Below are 15,318 nucleotides of genomic sequence, written 5' to 3'. Positions count from 1 at the left end.
CCTACGGCTGGTGATCTGCGAACTGACGTCAAGGTTCTCGATTCACTCGACGGGACTCTTCGCTGTGTGCCAGTAAAGAGAATGTGCAAGCAGTCACTGGAGGCGTCATGACTGAACATGACCCCGGTAACGCGTCTACTGCTCCGACAATTCGGTACTTGCCACAACTGGACGGGCTTAGATCGGTTGCCATTTCTCTGGTCGTTATTCATCATGCTGTTTATCCGGCGCACTTCGGTGGTCAGATTGGCGTGGATATTTTTTTCGTCCTATCAGGGTACCTGATTACATCGGTGCTGTTGAAAGAGTGGAAAGAGCGCCACAGCATCAATTTCCGCTCTTTCTACTTACGCCGGCTTATGCGATTGTATCCGGCGTTGGTTGTTGCAGTATGCATCTTTTTTCTTCCGGGGCTTATTCTCGCACCGCAAGTAGGGAGATTTCTCATCGAGACGGTAAGCGCGCTGACGTACACGATGCCGTACTTGCTTCCAATCGCGAATATTGGCGAGGTTTGGCGCCATACCTGGAGTTTGGGAATTGAAGAATTATTCTATCTTGTTTGGCCCGCGGTATTGGTCACGTTGTTTAGAGTTCCAGTTAGATTTAGAAGCCTATTACTACTTTCAAGTGGCTTGGGTCTAGTTCTATTTTTGAGTTTCTCGAGTGGCGGAATTGGGATGTTCTTGAGAATGGGCGGGATGCTACTCGGCGGTGCGCTTTCCTTGATCCTTCAAGCGAATCCTCGATTCAAGCTCCCGGGTAGCGGTGCGATCGGTACTGTCCTCATCGTTTTGGCCGTGACCTTAGGTGGCCAGGCGCGTTTCGAGAGTCTTGCCGCTGCTCTTGGAGCGTGGGGCTCGTTAGCCGTGGTCACGAGTCTTACGACGAATCACGGGTCAATGGGCGTACGTGTCTTGTCCCTCGTGCCCATGGTCTACGTGGGACGGATTAGTTACGAGATCTACCTGTTTCACTTTCCGATGCTTGTACTTGGATCTTGGCTCGTCGGAGGTTCACAGGCGGACGTCGCTTGGGTTGCCGTGCCGGCGAGCATCATCATGAGTGCTGCAGTCCATAGGGGGCTGAGGCCGTTCACCGCTTGGGCCAAAGCAAGGGCGCTGCAGTGAAACGTGCAGGTGTCGGCCGCTCGATCAAGGATAGGAAGCTATCCCGTCGGGAGCACTTCCGCGTCTCAACCGAGGATGTGTCATTATCTATCAAAGCCTCAACCAAGGAGCTGGCAATGCGGAGAGAAGCGGGCTGGGGACCGCATAGGCCCCCGTACTGTGTGTTGCACGGCGCTGGCATAAGAGACCTCAATCTGGCAGGTAAGACGTGGCGGTTCGAGCCGATCGAGCCGATGAAGTTCCTTTGCGCTTCAGGACGATCTCTTGATTGATCACCCTGCATGGGTCCGTCGTGCTGCAGGTATCACGACGAACATTCCCTTGGCGGGCCTAGCCGTACCTGTGGGCATCGTTCTTGCGGGCGGCGTTGGGTTGTTGCCTAGGAAACGTCCATTACCTCGCGGCCTTCGTATGCTTGTTGTTGCGGCGGGTGTAGGCGTCCTGGGATTCGGCCTGGGCGCGCTGATCAACGGTGTCCCGGTTCCGCGATCTAATTCCGGGCAGTATCTATCTGCTGCAATCTTTATCTTCTGTCTCTCCAAAATTGTTGATAGCCTTGACGCTGCAGCCCAGTTGCTGTTCTGGTTCGCAGTCGGCAACTTTGGATACTACTTGATTTTCAGACCCGAAAACACGACCGGAAGCGTGGAGAACCTCTGGAAGTATGGAATTGCTTACCCGGTCGCAAACATTGCTATCTATTTGATTTGCTTGAGGTCTCGAGGGCGCTACGCGCCAATCATCGCCCTGATCGCACTCGGGGTGGCCAGTATGCTTCTGGAATATCGTTCGATGGCATTGATCAGCTTCGCCTCTGCTGTTTGGTGTATTTTCCAAAATCGACCAGGCGGAAGTATGTTTCAGGCTATTCTTCGGGCGTCTGCAGCATCCCTTGGCGTACTGGCGCTATCGTCGATACTTCTTCAAGGTATGACTGCTGGGCTGTTTGGCAGGAGCGTTCAACTGCGGACACTTGCTCAAACTTCTGGCGATACTCCGGTGATTCTGGGTGGCCGGACGGAGATGCCTCTGTCCATCGCGGCGATTCTTCAGAAGCCGCTGTTCGGCTGGGGTGATGCTCAAACATTGTCAGGAGACACGATCGCTGTGGGCGGGCACATCGCCAGTCAGCTTGGTATGTCAAATCCAGCGAGCTACCTTCCGTTTTGGATTCGTGCAGATGGACAGGTGAACCTTCACTCAATCTTGTTTAACGCTTGGGTCGAAGGTGGAGTGCTGGCCGTACTCTTCCCGTTAGCCCTCATCGCTCTGCTGCTGCACGCAGTGGTCGTAACTTCCGGAAGGCTAGCTCCCTTCGTCGTCTTCGTCGGCCTGCACGGATGTTGGGACTTGTTCTTCTCGCCTTGGGGCGGAAATCAGTCAATTGCGATGACCTCCTATGCTCTGCTCGCCGCCTACGCGATCTGTGAGCATCAGATCTCGCGGGCAACCGCACTGGGAGTGGGCAAAGTGCGGGCCTATCCGGGTCGCAGCAAGGTCGATGAGAAATTTTACTTTATCAAAAACGCCAAGCCGAAGACCGCCCTGTCTACACAAGGGTTGGCGCAAGGAACTTGGTCCCCGCGTATTCGAGGTCAGTATGTTGAATAATGATTGATGTAATTGTCCTTTCGGCGGCAGTCGAACCGAACCCCGCATATCGATCAGCGCTGTCGAGCGGGGACGAACGGCTCCGGCAGTACCTTCATGCAGTAAAGATTTGGCAGAGTGTTGCTGCCGAACGGGGTTTCGGTCTTGCCGTTGTTGAGACCTCTGGCTGCGCTGACCGGCTGTCCCGATTTGTGGACACAGTCGCTTTCGAACCCAGCGAAGATTGTGCTGCCCGCGGGAAAGGTGCTGTAGAAGCTGCAGCGCTGGACCACCTCATCGACCAGTTGCATCTTGAGGAGGCGTCTACCATCTATAAGGTGACCGGTCGTTTAACGCTTGCCAATGCCAGTCGTATCATTGCGCCGCTCGAGAGCGACGCCGCAGTGCGAAGGAGTCTTGACCGTAGCTACTGCGATTCGAGATTCTTTGGCGCGAGGTACGGGTTCTGGCTTGATTACCTAACACAGATGGATGCTGACGTTGCTGATGATGATGGAATTTATCTTGAGCATGTTCTTGCATACCGTCTGGTGGGGGCCGAGTTCAGTGGCGCGCGCGTCGAACGCTTTAGCGAGCGCCCGGACCTCGTCGGCACTTCAGGTACGGGCGGAGGGCGCTACGGCACTCGCGCACAACGACGCGCTGCGCCGTATAAACGGCGCTTCGAGTCACTACTGCAGAGCAGGTTCAGCCTTAAACAGATCTAGCTTTCTTGTCTAAAGCCGACGGTCACTCCCACGAACGTCACCAGAGCAAAGATGAGATTGCGGGCCGGAGTTGGTTCCGCATCTCCGAATAGACGTCGTCGCCTCTTTTGTAAGGATCCACGACGTCGTCGTCCCCGGGCGCACCAGTGTGAGCCGACCGTGCACGCAGAGCCTTTGGAATCGCAGCACGCCAATGGTCGGCGCCCTGCAGTGAAGAGTCGAGCGGTAGGCCCGGGAGCAGCCGAGCAAACTCCCGCAGCGTGAAGGTCCTCTTCAACATTGCCGGCGACAGCTCCACCACCCGGCTCCGGTGCTCCCTCGTCAGGGCCAGTACGAGGTCCTGGCCCTCGAGAGTGCGCGGGGTGAGCTGCCGCGCCGAGAAGTTCTCGGTGTTCCCGCCGAGGTCACGGATGTAGCCGGCCACTCGCGCGTCGATTGGGTTGCCGACGAGCGCCCCTGTGCCGGCGCTGCGCACCTCGAACTGCCCGGGGAAGCGTTCGTCGAGCCCTGCCTGCAGAAGGCGTTCGGCCATGGGGGACCGGCAGATGTTGCCGGTACATACGGTGAGAATCCGGAAAGGTGTTTGTGACGCCCCAGCGTCATGCACAGTCATGGTCTATGGTCTGCCGATCCCCTTGTAGGTCCAGCCGGCGGCACGCCAGGCTTTCGGATCCAGGACGTTACGGCCGTCGAGGATGTTCTTGGTCCGCACCGCACGGGCAGCGACCTCCGGAAGGAGTTCGCGATACTCCTTCCACTCGGTCAGGAGGAGTAGTGCGTCCGCCTTCTGCATGGCCTGCTCGAGGTCCGCCTCGTAGGCGAGTTCCGGGAAGCGGTGCCTGGCGCCGTCGATCGCTTCGGGGTCCGTCACCGTCACGTCGGCGCCCTGGAGCTGCAGCTGAGCGGCGATGCTGAGCGCGGGGGAGTCGCGGACGTCGTCGCTGTTGGGTTTGAATGCCGCACCGAGCACGGTGATGCGCTTGCCCAGCAGCGAGCCGCCCACCAGCGTGCGGGTCAGCTCGACCACCCTGATGCGGCGGCGGACGTTGATGTCGTCCACCTCGCGAAGGAAGGTCAGCGCCTGGTCCGCGCCGAGCTCGCCCGCGCGGGCCATGAACGCGCGGATGTCCTTGGGAAGGCAGCCGCCGCCGAAGCCCACACCGGCGTTGAGGAACTTCCGGCCGATCCGCTCGTCCATGCCGATGGCGTCCGCCAGCAGCGTGACGTCCGCGCCGGTCACCTCGCACACCTCCGCCATCGCGTTGATGAAGGAGATCTTCGTGGCGAGGAACGAGTTGGCCGCGGCCTTCACGAGCTCCGCGGTGGCGTAATCCGAGCAGAGGCGGTGCGTGCCCAGCGAGAGGGGGGTGGCGTAGACGGCGTCGAGCAGTTCGGTGGCGCGCGTGCCCGCATCGCCTGCGGGGATGCCGTACACGAAGCGGTCCGGCGCCAGGGTGTCCTTCACGGCGAAGCCCTCGCGGAGGAACTCCGGGTTCCAGGCCAGCATGGCATCGGGGTGGCGCTCGGCGAGGTCGTCGGCCAGGCGTGCGGCAGTACCCACCGGCACCGTGGATTTGCCCACCACGAGGTTGCCGGGCTCCAGGGAATCGAGCAGGGACATGAACGCGCCGTCCACGTACCGCATGTCCGCCGCGTACTCGCCCTTGCGCTGCGGCGTGCCCACACAGAGGAAGTGCACCTCGGCGCCCCGAGCATCCGCCATGTCCGAGCTGAAGGTCAGGCGTCCCGTTGCCAGGACCTCCTGCAGCAGCTCGGGCAGTCCGGGCTCGAAGAAGGGCGCGCGCCCCGCCTGCAGTTCAGTGATCTTCCGCGCATCGACGTCGATCCCCACCACGTCGTGTCCGAGCTTTGCCATGCACGCCGCGTGCACTGCTCCCAGATAGCCGCAACCGATCACGGAAATGCGCATATAGACGTGTCCTTGTACGAGGAATGAGACCACGCCGATTGTAGCGGCGCGCCCGGTCCCGTCAGCGTCAGGTGCCCTCGCGGGCGCGGCTGTGACGCGACGCCCGTCACCGACGGGGGCGCCGCCGTCGTGCCCGGAGTAGTGCCCAGGCCACGACGGTGCCCACCAGCGCGCCGAAACCGTTCGCCACGACGTCGTACGGTGTTGCCACCCGCTGCGGCAGGACCACGAGCTGCGTGAGCTCGATCGCGGCGGAGAGCGCCAGCCCCACGAGCGGACCGAGCCACCGCCACCCGCGCGGCGCGAGAATGAAGAAGAACAGGCCCAGCGGCACGAACATCACGATGTTCGCGGTGAACTCCACGAACGCGAAGTCGAACCAGGCGGGAACGCCCCGGCGGTGCAGCGCGGCCAGCGCCCGCACCACCAGCCCGTTGGCGCCGGAATCCACGGGGGACGGCGAGAGCACGATCAGCGCGACCGCGAGGAGCCACAGCGCGCAGAGCGCGAGCGTGACCCGGCGGTAGCGCGGGGACGGCAGGGGAGCGGTGATCAGGGAGTCCTCGAGAGTTCAGCGGCGGCGGAAGAGCCGCGGGGGTGTCCCAGAAGTATCCCCGATGCGGCTGTCCGGGCCCTGTGCGCCCACGTCGTTCCGCCGCGCCAGGGCGGCCTCAGAACTCGACGATGCCCCGGTCCTCGAGTTCACGGCGCAGCGCGGGCGCGATCTTGAGCTGGTACGGCGGCGTCATGTGGACCTGATCCCGCATCACCGGGGTGCTCCCCACGAAGCTCGGGCACCAGCCCTCCGCGCAGAACCAGAGTTCCGGGGAGATGAAGTAGCCGTTCAGTTCACCGGCGAGTTGCTGCTCCGCGGCGGCAACCGTACGCCATTGTTCGCTCACCTGCCCGGCACAGAAGGAGGGCTCGGCGATCTTCGAGTAACAGTCCGTGATGTCCGTGGAGAGCGGCGGGGGAGCGAGGAACACCACGGCGCCCGCCGCGTCCCTGAAGCGGGACACGATGGATCGCGTGCTCTCCTTCCACTCCTCGGGGGTCAGCGCCTGTTGCCGGCCCGTGGGGAACCGTGGCTCGTAGGAGTTGGCGATGATGACGACGTCGGGCTGCAGTTCGTTGATGGCGTCCACGGCCTGCGTCTTCCGGTCCTCGCAGGCCTGCACCAGCTCCGGCTCGGGATTCCGGATCAGGACCTCGGTGAAGGTGCAGCCGGAGGTCCCCAGGCCGGTGACCGACCAGCCGTCCGCGGACCCGAACGCCTTCCGCACGGACGAGACCCACGAGACGGCGATCGAGTCGCCGACCACCACCGCGTGCCGCGTGGCATCGACATCGCCCCAGGTGCACTCGTCGAGGTCCACTCGCTCCATGCCGTCGCAGGCGCTGACCTCACCCGGCGCCAGGGCACCGTTGATGGCTTCGTCGATGGTCGGGTCCAATGTCGGCCAGTCACTCTGACGGAGAGCCGTCCGGATCTGCTCCTGCAGGGCCGCGGTCTCCTCCGGGACATCGACGGCGGGGGAGTCCGACAGCTGGATGCTCCTCGAATGCGCCGGGATGAGGGGGATGCTCGCCGCGCACACGATCGCGGTGACTGCGGCCGTTGCTGCGGCCCGTCGGAAGCCGGCGCCGTGGACCGCCCTGCTTCCCGCCGTCGTCGCCCCCGCGGTCCTGGCTCTCCGGCCGGACAGCCAGGAGGACCTGCGGATCGGGTCCTCGACGAGGTGGTAGGAGAACACCGCGAGGAGGAGCATCGCGACAGCGCAGCCCAGGTGGAACAGGGGAGTCCGTCCGAGGAACACCGCGCCGCCGAGGATGATCACGGGGAAGTGCCACAGGTACAGGGAGTAGGAGATGGTGCCGAGGTACCCGCTCACGGGGTTGGTCAGGGGCAGCAGGAGCGCGTGATGGTCCGCACCGGTGCCGGCCAGGATCACGAGGACCGCACCCAGGACCGGGAGGAGCGCCCACGGCGCCGGGAAGGCCGAGGACGCGTCGACGAGGAACAGTGCGGACACGATCAGTCCGATGCCCAGCCACGCGAGCACGGGGCGTACACCTGCAGCAAGGCGGGTGGACAGCGGTGCGGCGCACGCCAGGGCAGCACCCGCGCCGAGTTCCCAGGCGCGTGAGAACGTGGAGAAGTACGCCACCGTGGGTGCGGTGTGCGTCTCCCAGAGCGCCCACCCGAAGGAGGTGGCCGAGATCGCACCGATCACCAGGCCGGCGCCCAGCCGGGCCCGCGCAGGCCCGGCGCCGCGCTTCGCCACCAGTGCCAACACCACGAGCATCACGGCGGGCCACACGAAGTAGAACTGCTCCTCGACCGACAGTGACCAGAAGTGCTGCAGGGGGGGAGACCGGGACGTTCGCCCGGAAGTAGTCGGTATCGAGGGCCGCGAAACGCCAGTTGGCGCCGAACAGTGCCGCTGCCGCGGCGTCCAGCGCCGTCTCGAGGAAGCGGGAGGGGCCGAAGATGGCGAAGGCACCGAGAAGGGTGGCCACGATCGCGGTGATCGACGCCGGGATGATGCGCTTGATCCGGCGGCGGTAGAACCCGCCGAACGAGATGCGCCCGGTCTTCTCGTACTCCCGCAGGAGGAGCCCCGTGATGAGGAACCCCGAGATGACGAAGAAGATGTCCACGCCGACGAAGCCGCCGCTCGGCCACCCGATCAGGTGATCCAGCACCACCGCGGACACGGCGAGGGCGCGCAGTCCCTGGATGTCCGGCCTCAGGGCTGGAGGATTCTGCTGGGATGCGGGCCGAGACGGGTCACCACCAGGGAGCACGGGGAACGCTGTGCGCATCGGGGCCTTCGGTAGCGTGCGGGCAGGCGATCGTTCCCCCATCCTGGATGCTAGCGCAGGTCCTCAGGGCGAGGTCCCGTGCGGTAGCATTGACGGCGATGCCTAGGCGAGGGAGCGGCCTGCAGATCCACGGATGACCGGGGATCAGCGGCGAACTCCGTGATCGACGGTGGCTGGCTACGGATCTCCGGCTCACAGAGCTGCGGAGGCGGTGCGCTGGACCAACGTGTTCCCCCGCCCGGGCGACACCCCGCCCACCACTTCAGGAGAAACCATGTCCGAGCAGAAGCTCGCAGCACACGTCCGCACCGAGTTCGGCAAGGGCTTCGCCCGCCAGGCCCGCCGCGCCAACATGATCCCCGCCGTGGTCTACGGTCACGGCGCCGATCCCATCCACATCCTCCTGCCCGCGAAGGCCACCACGCTCGCGGTGCGTACGCCCAACGCGCTGCTGACCCTGGACATCAACGGTGAGGACCACCTCGCCCTGGTCAAGGACATCCAGCGCAACCCGATCAAGCAGATCGTCCAGCACCTTGATCTCCTCACGGTCCGCCGTGGCGAGAAGGTCGAGGTCGACGTCGCCATCCACGTCGAGGGCGAGCCGCTGCCCGAGGTCGTCTCCAACCTCGAGACCAACACGGTTCTCGTCGAGGCCGAGGCCACGCACCTGCCCGAGACCCTCACCGTCAGCATCGAGGGCCGCGACATCGGCGAGCACCTCTACGCCTCGGACATCGTCCTCCCGGCGGGCGTCACGCTCATCACCGATCCCGAGACGCTGATCGTCAACCTCATGGCGCCGACCGTTCAGGACCTCGGCGAGACCGACGAGACCGACGCCGGAACCGAGGGCACCTCCGAGGGCGCCACCGCCGGCCAGGCCGACGCGGACGCCGTCGTCACTGACGCCGACGAGAAGTAAGTACCCCGCACGGTGTCCTCTGACACCTGGCTCGTAGCCGGGCTCGGTAACCCCGGGCCCGGCTATGCGGGCACCCGCCACAACGTCGGCCAGATGGTCCTGGACCTGCTGGCCGGCCGCGTGGGTGGCCGCTTCTCGTCGTCGAAGGCGCAGGCCGTCAGCCTCGAGGGCCGCCTCGGGATCGGCGGGCCCCGGCTGGTCCTCGCCAAACCCCTCACCTACATGAACCTGAGCGGCGGGCCCGTGGGCGCGCTCGCTCGCTTCCACGACGTGGCTCCCGACCACGTGATCGCCGTCCACGACGAACTCGACATCCCCTTCGCCACGGTGCGCCTGAAGCTCGGCGGTGGCGAGGGCGGGCACAACGGGCTCCGTGACATCACCCGGGCGCTCGGCACCAAGGACTACCACCGCGTCCGCGTGGGCGTGGGCCGCCCGCCCGGTCGGCAGGACGCCGCGGACTTCGTGCTGAAGGATTTCGGCACGGCCGAGAAGAAGGAGCTCGCGTTCCTGCTCGACGACGCCGCCGACGCCGTCGAACTCCTCATCACCGACGGCCTCGCCGCCGCGCAGCAGAAGTTCCACCCGCCGAAATAGGTCCGAAAGAACCGCCCCACGGCCCGCGCCGGTCACTCCCTGGAGGAACCCCCGGGCGGTAGTGTGAGCACCTTGGGGACAAGCGTGGTGAGGCGAAGCGTCATGGTGAGCTGGGAGCGAGGAAGCGGACCACATCAGGTCGCGTGGATGGCCCTTGCGCGCAGCGCTTCCCTCGGGTCCCTCCGGTGACGGTGGTCGACGGCCGCTGGCCCTTCGCAGCCCGCGACGCCGAGGTCGCCGCGATCCAGCAGGTCCTCACCGCGGACGCCGGACACGGCGTGGTGCTCGTGGGCCCGGCTGGTGTCGGAAAGACCATGATCGCGCAGCGTGTGCTCGCGTCGATGTCACGCCACGTGGACCACATGTACCTCCGCGGTTCCGCCGCACACGCCACCACTCCCTACGGAGCGCTGAACGTGCTCCTTGCCGAACTCGACGAGGACACCGCACGGAGCCCCCTGCTGGTCCTCAGCGCGCTGCAGCGCAGATTCGACGGCGACTCCGCCACGCGCCGCACCCTCATGCACATCGACGGCGTCGAGGACATCGACGAGCTGTCCGCGACCGTCATAGCGCACCTCGCCCGCGTGGGTGCAGTGCGTCTGGTGGTCACCTGCGAGGACATCCTCCGTGCCCCGGGTGAGTTCCTCGACCTCTGGAAGGACGGCGTCCTCGAACGCTTCGACATCCAGCCCCTCACACCCGACGGCGCCACCGCGATGCTCACGGCCGCACTCGGCGCGCCTGTCTCGCGCTCGGCCTCGCACGAACTGTGGTCCGCGAGCAGCGGCAACCCCCGGTATCTGCAGCTCGCCACGAAGGCCGATGTCGCCTCCGGCTACCTCTTCCAGCGCGACGGCGTGTGGGTCTCCCGGGACGCGCCGCGCCCGGAGTCCGGGCGCTCCATCACGGACTGGACGATGACGCGGCTCGCCGATCTCGACCCCGAGGACCGCGCCGTCATCGAGGTCCTCTCGGTCAGCGGCGCCGCGCCGCTCGCCCTCCTGCTGCAGGCCGCCCCCTCCACCGCCCTCGACACGTTGCAGGAGGAAGGGGTGCTGACCCTCGACGTGGCGTGCACCCCGCTGGTGCGGATCACCTACGACGTCCTCGCCGATGTGGTCCGCAGCCAGCTGATCTCCCAGGCCGGCCAGGCGGCGCTCACCGCCCTCGCCGCCCAGCGCGAGCACGCCGACATGCCTGCCCGCTCGCGGATCGCGCTGGCGCTCTGGCTGCTCGAGCAGGGGGAGCTCCTCGGCGCGAAGGAGCTCGTGGCGCTCGCGAGGAACGCCAACGACCACCGGGTCGACGGCGCCGCCGAGCGGTTCCTCGACGCCGTTCCGCCCGCCGAGTCCGGGGGAGCGGCGGTGATCGAAAGGACACGCCACCTGATCGGCGACGGCCGGCTCACCGACGCGATCGCCGCCGTCGACGGTCTGCTGGACGATCCCGGCGCAGAGCTCCCGCTCGATCTCTGGGTCGCCGCGCGGCTGCTCGCCGCCGGGTTGCTGACGCGCACGCACGCCCGCGTTCGTGAGGCACCGGCACTGCTCGACGACGTGGTCCGCCGCCTCGCCGAGCACGAGGCCACCGTCGAGGTGGCTGACCTCGCCGGCCGCGCCGAGGTGCTGCGCCTGGAATTGCACCTCTTCGAGGGCGAGCTGCACCGCATCGTCGAGCGCGTGCCGGCCGCACTGACAGGCCGCGCCGAGACCTCACGCTGGTCCACGAGGATCAGAAGCATCCTCGGTGTGGCGCAGTCGGCACTGGGTCAGCAGGACCAGGCCGTAGCGCTCGCGCGGAGTGTCGGCGCCCGCCTCGCAGATCCCGCCGCGAGCTCGATCGACCGTGAGCTCGCCTCCGCGCACCTGTTCGGTTCGCTGGTCCTGGCGGGCGAGTGGGCGGAGGCACTGGAACTGGCCGGCAGCCCCGCCGACCCGGGGGGCGCCCTGCTCTTCGCCGGCTCGCCGACCGAGAGCGCGGAGGGCGTGCTGCTCGCGTTCCTCGGACGGAGCAGCGCTGCGCTCGCGAAGCTCGTCCCCGCCATCAGCCAACTGCGCATCCGCGACCGGCACGGCATGCTGCCGCTCGCCGAGGCGGCGGCAGCCTACGCGCTTGTACTCGAGAGCGAACCGGACGCCGCCGAGGACCACCTCCGCGCGATCGACCTCACGACCCAGCGCCACGCCTGGCACGTCCGGGAAGCGGTGCACTACTTCCGCCTCCTCGCGGAAGCCTGGCTGGACGGCCCCGCCGTCGCCGTCGCCGGCCTCCTGGAGCGCGCGCGCGAGCTCAACGCTGCGGGGTACCACGGGATCGAACTGTTCTTCCTCGTGCAAGGCGTCCAGTTCGGCGGACGGGATGCCGCCGATTCCCTCGCGACGATCAGCTCCGCCACGGAAGGCCGGTTCGCCGCGCTCTGCGGTTCGTTCGCGACGGCGTTGGCGGCGAGGAACCCGCACGCACTCAAGGAGACGGCCCTCACGGTGCTCGAGACCGGCCACTACTGCCTCGCCGGGGACATCGCGGCGCTCAGCATCGAGCACCTCGACGAGACGGACGATCCCATGATCCGCGTGCACGCCGAGCAGATCCTGCGGCGTACCTCCACCCCGGCGCGTCGGCACGTGCGCCGAAAGCTCCTCAGCGAACGCGAGCGGGCCATAGCCCGGATGGTGGCGCGGGGCGTGCCGAACAAGGAGATCGCGCAGCAGGAACATATCTCCCATCGCACCGTGGAGGGCCACGTGCACCAGGTCATGACCAAGCTCGGACTCTCGAGCCGCAAGCAGCTCGGGCTGATCTTCGGGCCGCAACCATGAGTCGTGCAGTTGCCAGCTCCGAGCTCGTGGGGCGCGCCCGCCTGATCAAGGACATCAGCGCCGCACTGTCCGACCGCGCCGGCTTCGGCGCCCTCCTCATGGGAGAGCCCGGGGTGGGGAAGACCGCCGTCGCCCGTGCCGTCGTCAGCGGCCTGCGGTGGACCGCCCCCGTGGTCACCGTCACGGGCGGCTCCTCCCTCCGCGCCATCCCGTTCGGGGCGCTCGCGCCCTATCTCCACACGCTGTCCGTGAGCGACGCGGAATCGCCCGTCGCCATCCTCCGTGCCGTGATGGAGTACCTCGGGTCGGAGACCGCGCGAGCGGGCAGCACCGTGCGGCCCCAGCACCCGCCGCTCCTGGTCATCGACGACGCCCACGAACTCGACGAGAGTTCCACCGCCCTCCTCGCGCAGCTCGTGAGCGCCCGGCGCGCGAAGGTCCTCGTGATGAGCCGCGACCTTCCGTCCGCGCCCGCCGAGTTCACCACGTTGAGCGCGGACGGGCTCCTGGCCCGCTTCGACCTGGAACCGCTCGACGCCGAGGCGGTGGGCCTGCTGTGCCGGCAGGTGCTCGGCGGCCCCGTGCTCACCGGGACGTCGCAGGCGCTGACACGCGCAACCGGTGGCAACCCGATGTTCCTGCGCACGGTGCTCGAGCGGGGGGAGGTCGAGGGGTACCTCGAGAGCCGCAACGGGGTGTGGCGCCTCACCGGCGACCAGGGCATGATGCACCTGCAGCTCGGCGACCTCATCCGCGCGCGGCTGCGTTCGAGGACCGCAGAGGACATGGCCGTCCTCGAGGTGGTGGCGCTCGCGGAACCCATCGCCCTCGACACGCTCTCGCGCTGCGTGGACGTCGGCGTGCTCGCGCGGCTGCGCGAGGACCGGCTCGTCGCCGTCGGCCCCGGGCCGGAGGAATCCGTCTCCCTCGAGCATCCGCTCTACGGCGAGGTACTGCGCTCGCAGGTACCCGCCGCCCGCAGCATGGCCATCCGGCGCGCGGTACTGGCCGTCCTCGACCCGACGGTGCAATCGCTCGAGGGCTTCCTGCGGTTCGTCTCCTGGGGGCTCGACTGCGGTGTACAGGCCGACGACGCCACACTCCTCACGGCTGCAACGGTGGCCAACGGGCTGCGCGATCACGACTTCGCGCTACGGGCCGCCCGCGCGGTCACCGCACCGGCGCTCCGCGGCAGCGCGATGACGCAGATAGCCGAGGTGGAGGCCGGCCGGGGCAACTCCGTGTACGCGCGCGAGCTCGTCGACGAGGTGCTGGCCCGCTGCACCGATGCCCGTGTGGCGAAGGAGGCCACCCTGCTCTCCTTCGAGATGAGACTCAAGGAGGGAGCGCCCAGCGAGGACCTTCGGGCCGACGTCGAGCGCTGGCGAACTCTCGTGACCACCCTTCAGACCACGGACGGCGGCACCATGACGCCCGTCGACGTTGCGCGCTCCCGCCTCGGTCTCAAGATCCTGGAGAGCAGGATCCTCGTCCTCGACGGACACTACGACGGTGTGGAGGATGACCTTCGGGCCATGCTCGCCGACGCCGACGCCACCCCCGAGGCACGTGTTGGCTGCATGATCCTGCTCGCCGACCTGCTCGGCAGCACCGGACGCTCGCTGGAGGGCAGTACCTATTCCGGGCGGGCCGTGGAACTCGTCGAGGCGAACGGAGCCCTGCTGCTCAGGTACCGCGAGGCCGCCGTCGCGCGGCACGTCTTCCTGCTCACCAACGTGGGGCGCGCGGAGGAGGGGAAGGCGGTCCTCGAGACCTACCTCTCGGCCAACGCGTCCAGTTCGTCCTACTTCGCCGGCTGGGGCGACTTCGTGGAGGGTATCGGCGCACTCCGGGCTGCCCGCAACGGGCTGGCCCGCGAGCGGTTCCTCCTGGCACTCGAGGCCCTCCGCGAGACCGACTCCACGAAGGTCCTGACACTGCTGATGGGCATGACCGCCTACGCGTGCGCGCTGGCGGGGGACACCGCCGAGGCCGCCGAGCTGGTCCGGGAGTTCCACCGGACCCCCGAGCGGGGGTCCCGGAGCATGCGACTGGCCGGGCGGGTGTTCATCACGGCGACGGCCGCGCTGCTCGGCCAGACTCCCGGGGCGCGGACGGAGCTGATCTCGATCGCCGCCGAAGCCGAGAAGGCGGGGATGAAGGAGGTGGCCGGTACGTCCCTGCGGCTGTCCCTGCTCCTCGGCGATCGGCGCGCCATCGAGCCGCTGCTGCGCGTTCTGGACGGGTTCGAGGGCCAGGGGGCGGCGGACCTCCGCGATTTCGCCCGAGCGGCCCGGGCCGGCGACGCCGAGGCCATGATCGACGCCGCGACCCTCGCAGGTCAGCACGGCAACATCGCCTTCGAGTTCGCGGGGCTCTCGCTGGCCCTGCAGAGCATGGGGGAGCAGCGCTCCGAGCGCAAGACACGCGCGGTGCAGCGCCGTCTGGTGACCCTGGGCGAGCAGCGAGAGGGCCCTGTGCCCGTTCCGCTCGCCGCGGCCTCGCCCGCAGCCGCCACACCGAGCCTCACGCCGACCGAGAAGCGCATCGTCTCGCTGGTCCGGGAGGGCTACTCCAACCGCGAGATCGCAGAGGCGAAGAGTGTCTCCGTGCGAACAGTCGAGGGGCACCTGTACAGGATCTTCGCGAAGCTCGGAGTCAACCGACGCGAGGACCTCCGGGAGTCCTGACCTGCTCCGGTGCGTAGGTCCACGTACCGCTCACCAGTGTTTACGAGTAGCTCGCGCGTAATCCATGCGTAACCACCTGC

At 66.8% G+C, this 15,318-nt stretch carries 11 protein-coding genes and 1 pseudogene; 7 read left to right on the top strand and 5 right to left on the bottom strand.

Annotation, left to right across the window (positions count from 1 at the left end):
* Positions 1-107 precede the first annotated feature (107 nt).
* From AC4D12_RS12120 to AC4D12_RS12110, 3 genes are all read left to right on the top strand, one after another.
* Positions 108-1,130: an acyltransferase family protein gene (locus AC4D12_RS12120; protein WP_490950192.1), complete on the top strand. Its 1,023-nt coding sequence runs from the start codon at positions 108-110 to the stop codon at positions 1,128-1,130.
* Positions 1,131-1,394: 264 nt separating this feature from the next.
* The gene (locus AC4D12_RS12115) at positions 1,395-2,741 is read left to right on the top strand and encodes a hypothetical protein (RefSeq protein ID WP_490950191.1); all 1,347 of its coding nucleotides are present in this window, start codon (positions 1,395-1,397) and stop codon (positions 2,739-2,741) included.
* Positions 2,741-3,448 carry a hypothetical protein gene (locus AC4D12_RS12110; RefSeq protein ID WP_490950190.1) on the top strand — a complete coding sequence of 236 codons (708 nt, stop codon included), beginning with the start codon at positions 2,741-2,743 and terminating at the stop codon, positions 3,446-3,448. The genes AC4D12_RS12115 and AC4D12_RS12110 overlap by 1 nt, the downstream gene beginning before the upstream one ends.
* A 37-nt stretch (positions 3,449-3,485) precedes the next feature.
* Here the strand turns inward: AC4D12_RS12110 and AC4D12_RS12105 are convergent, their stop codons facing one another.
* From AC4D12_RS12105 to AC4D12_RS12085, 5 genes and pseudogenes are all read right to left on the bottom strand, one after another.
* A complete protein-coding gene (locus tag AC4D12_RS12105; protein WP_490950189.1) occupies positions 3,486-4,061 on the bottom strand; it encodes an arsenate reductase/protein-tyrosine-phosphatase family protein in 576 nt (191 codons plus the stop codon).
* Positions 4,062-4,064: 3 nt separating this feature from the next.
* On the bottom strand, positions 4,065-5,378 hold the full coding sequence (locus tag AC4D12_RS12100) for a UDP-glucose dehydrogenase family protein (protein ID WP_490950188.1): 1,314 nt from the start codon (positions 5,376-5,378) through the stop codon (positions 4,065-4,067).
* Positions 5,379-5,484: 106 nt separating this feature from the next.
* The gene (locus AC4D12_RS12095) at positions 5,485-5,874 is read right to left on the bottom strand and encodes a VanZ family protein (RefSeq protein ID WP_490950640.1); all 390 of its coding nucleotides are present in this window, start codon (positions 5,872-5,874) and stop codon (positions 5,485-5,487) included.
* Positions 5,875-6,049: 175 nt separating this feature from the next.
* Entirely contained in the window at positions 6,050-7,882 is a 1,833-nt protein-coding gene (locus AC4D12_RS12090; protein WP_490950187.1) for an acyltransferase family protein, read from the bottom strand.
* Positions 7,863-8,204 (bottom strand): annotated as a pseudogene (locus AC4D12_RS12085) (acyltransferase family protein); the annotation flags it as partial. The pseudogene AC4D12_RS12085 and the gene AC4D12_RS12090, both read right to left, overlap by 20 nt.
* 274 nt (positions 8,205-8,478) lie before the next feature.
* Here AC4D12_RS12085 and AC4D12_RS12080 point away from each other — a divergent pair.
* The 4 genes from AC4D12_RS12080 (at position 8,479) to AC4D12_RS12065 (ending at position 15,238) form a co-directional block, all read left to right on the top strand.
* A complete protein-coding gene (locus AC4D12_RS12080; RefSeq protein ID WP_490950186.1) occupies positions 8,479-9,129 on the top strand; it encodes a 50S ribosomal protein L25/general stress protein Ctc in 651 nt (216 codons plus the stop codon).
* A 12-nt stretch (positions 9,130-9,141) separates the two neighbouring features.
* A complete protein-coding gene (gene pth / locus AC4D12_RS12075; protein ID WP_490950185.1) occupies positions 9,142-9,726 on the top strand; it encodes an aminoacyl-tRNA hydrolase in 585 nt (194 codons plus the stop codon).
* 185 nt (positions 9,727-9,911) lie between these two features.
* A complete protein-coding gene (locus tag AC4D12_RS12070; RefSeq protein WP_490950184.1) occupies positions 9,912-12,548 on the top strand; it encodes a helix-turn-helix transcriptional regulator in 2,637 nt (878 codons plus the stop codon).
* Positions 12,545-15,238, top strand: coding sequence for a helix-turn-helix transcriptional regulator (locus tag AC4D12_RS12065; RefSeq protein ID WP_490950183.1), 2,694 nt, complete (start codon positions 12,545-12,547; stop codon positions 15,236-15,238). The genes AC4D12_RS12070 and AC4D12_RS12065 overlap by 4 nt, the downstream gene beginning before the upstream one ends.
* The last annotated feature ends 80 nt before the right edge of the window (positions 15,239-15,318 follow it).

This window comes from Arthrobacter sp. TJ-266, from assembly GCF_058269115.1.
Note: the sequence above shows the minus strand (reverse complement) of the source record. Positions and strands in the feature narration are given on the sequence as shown.

Bases quoted from the DNA above. Each gene is read 5' to 3' on its own strand.
- AC4D12_RS12120 (WP_490950192.1), top strand. From the start codon at position 108: ATGACTGAACATGACCCCGGTAACGCGTCTACTGCTCCGACAATTCGG.
- AC4D12_RS12110 (WP_490950190.1), top strand. From the start codon at position 2,741: ATGATTGATGTAATTGTCCTTTCGGCGGCAGTCGAACCGAACCCCGCA.
- AC4D12_RS12105 (WP_490950189.1), bottom strand. From the start codon at position 4,061: ATGACTGTGCATGACGCTGGGGCGTCACAAACACCTTTCCGGATTCTC.
- AC4D12_RS12100 (WP_490950188.1), bottom strand. From the start codon at position 5,378: ATGCGCATTTCCGTGATCGGTTGCGGCTATCTGGGAGCAGTGCACGCG.
- AC4D12_RS12080 (WP_490950186.1), top strand. From the start codon at position 8,479: ATGTCCGAGCAGAAGCTCGCAGCACACGTCCGCACCGAGTTCGGCAAG.
- AC4D12_RS12065 (WP_490950183.1), top strand. From the start codon at position 12,545: ATGAGTCGTGCAGTTGCCAGCTCCGAGCTCGTGGGGCGCGCCCGCCTG.